The sequence below is a fragment of the Mesorhizobium sp. M7A.F.Ca.ET.027.03.2.1 genome (assembly GCF_003999175.1).
In the GTDB taxonomy this organism is placed as follows: Bacteria; Pseudomonadota; Alphaproteobacteria; order Rhizobiales; family Rhizobiaceae; genus Mesorhizobium.
Genome location: NZ_RZOM01000875.1, coordinates 1 through 2635, shown reverse-complemented (window position 1 = coordinate 2635; position 2635 = coordinate 1). Strand labels below are relative to the sequence as shown.

Sequence of the window (2635 nt, the reverse complement as noted above, 5' to 3'; positions counted from 1 at the left end):
ACATAACCGGCACCGGTGCTGCCGGCTCGATCGGCATCGACCTGACCTCGCCGAGCGTCGGCGGCGCGGTGATCACCGTCACCGATGGCGGCGTTATCACCAATGTCGATACCGGCGTGCGCTTCGGCCTAGCGGGGTCGCCCGCCAATTCGGCCAACGCCGAGTTCACCTTTGGCGGCGGTTCCAGCTCCATCTCCGGCATCACCGCCTCGCTCGATGCGCGCGGGCTCAATGAGGGCAGCGGCCACTACGCCTTCGGCACGACACAGTTTGCCGGCCCGCAACTCTACGACCTGCGCAATTACATCTTCGTCGCGGCCGGGGCTTCGGGCGGCGGCACGTCCATCACCGACCTCGCCTCGATCGATTATGCCGACAGCATTACCGCCAGCGACGCCATCATTGTCCTGGTCAACCGCGGGACGATCGACGACGCCACCGGCTTCTCGCTGAGCGACGGACAGGAACTTGCGTCGTTCGGCAACGGCCGCGCGTTCTCGCTCGGCGGGGTGCCGTTGAATGTCACCGGCACCAACGTCCATCATGACGAATCCATCTCGGATTCCGCGGGCGCGGCAACGCTGACCAGTTCCGGCGGCGGCGATGTCGTGACGCTGGGCAACGGCAACACATTGCTCGATTTCAATATTGCCGGGGGCGCCGCCGCCGGCATCCACGGCCTGGGCATCAATGGCCTGACCGTCCAGGGCGTGACGGTCAGCAATGTCGCAACCGGCCTCTTCCTCGATGGAGTGACCGGTACGGTCTCGGTCGACGACCTGACCGTCCAGACCGCATCTGAAATCGGCATCGTGCTTGTCGGTTCGAGCGCGACCGTCAATTTCACCGGCAACACCAAGATCACCAACGCCACCAGTGCGGCGCTGTCCGCCAACAATTTCGACGGCATCGCCACCTTCGACGATCTCGACATCACCGGCGGCGGCGTAGGCATAGGCATCGTCGGCAGCTCCAGCGGAACCTTGACCTTCGGGGTCGGGAGTTCCATCGCCAACACGAGCAGCAACGCCTTCTCCATCAGCAACTCGACGCCCAACGTCACCTACAACGGCACCATCAACCAGACCGCTGCTACCAGCGCGGTGGGGATCTCCGGCATGAGCGGCGGCAGCGCCACGTTCGGTGGAGCGATCACCGCCAGCACCGCCACCGCCTTTGCGATCAACCTGAGCGGCAACACCGGCGGCACAATCAAGTTCACCGGCGGGCTGGATCTGACCACGACGACCGGCACCGGCTTCAGCGCCACCGGGGGCGGCACGATCACAGTCGCGGCCGCAGGCACGGAGCAGATCACCACCGGCACCGGCCACGCGATCAATCTCGACGGCGTCACCATCGGCACCGGCGGCATGGCGTTCGACAGCATCACGACAGGTGTTGCGCAAGCCACGGCGCTCAACTTCAATGCCGTTTCGGGCGGCCCGTTCCTGGGTGGCAATGTCACCATCGGCGGCACCGGTGGCGGCATCAACGGCCTTGCAATCAACGCTTCGTCATCGACCTTCACCATTACCAATCTGGTGACGACCAATGTCGCGGGCACCGATGTCAGCCTGACCAACAACACCGGCTCGATCGCGATCCTCGGTGGCGCCATCGCCAATTCGGGCACTGGCGACGGTGTCGTCGTTTCCGGTGGCAGCGCGACAATCGGTGTGGCGGCCAACATCTCCAGCTCGGCAACCGTGCCAGGCACGGCGCTCAAGGTCGACGGCACCACCGGCGGCTCGGCGACCTTCAGCGGCAGCATCACCTCGACCGGCACCGGCAATCTTTTCGCGATCGGCTCGACGCTGCCCCCGGTCGGCGGCGCGATCAGCTTCATCGGCTCGACGCTGTCTGCGACGGGCGGCGGTGGCGCCGTCGTCACCGGCCTTGCCGGAACCGCGACGCTGAACGTCACAGCTCCGCTGTCGATCACCGGCGCCACTGCCACCGGCCTGGCCGTCGCCAATGTCGCCAGCACCGCATCGGCGACCTTCGGGGCGGTGACCGTGTCGGGCGCCACGGGCAATGGCATCGACATCACCAACAATGCCGGCGCCGTCACCTTCGGCACCACCAGCGTGACGATGGGTTCGACCGTCGGTCCAGCCGGCATCAACTTCGCCCTGACCAATGCCGATGTCACATTTGGAACAACCAATGTGACGATGGGCTCCGGCGCCAACCAGACCGGCATCGACTTCAGCGGTTCATCGACCACGGCCGATTTCGGCGTGACAACGATCACCGGCACCGGCGACCTCACCTCGCGCGGCATCGACCTGTCATCGACGACGGGCAACAAGACCATCACCTTTCTGCAGGGCTCCAGCATTTCCAATGCTGGTGTCGGCGTCGAACTGTCGTCGGGCGGCACGACGGCGACGTCGGCCAACGCCAACTTCACCTTCGGCGACGGCGACGCGACTGTGCTGCAATCCTCGATCACAGCGGCCAGTGGCGGCTACACGGTCAACACGATCGGGCTCGATCCGACGCTCGGCAATTATGATTTCGATGATGTCGCCTTCACCGGCAGCGCCAATCTGGCCAGCGCGGTCGGCGGGGTCGTCATGATTTCCCAGGACGGTGGCGTGATCGCTGCCGGCACCAACGGGCTCAGCGC

General features: G+C 65.4%; 1 pseudogene. It reads left to right on the top strand.

Annotated features, from left to right (window positions below):
* A pseudogene (locus EN750_RS28280) lies at positions 1-2635 on the top strand (hypothetical protein); the annotation flags it as partial.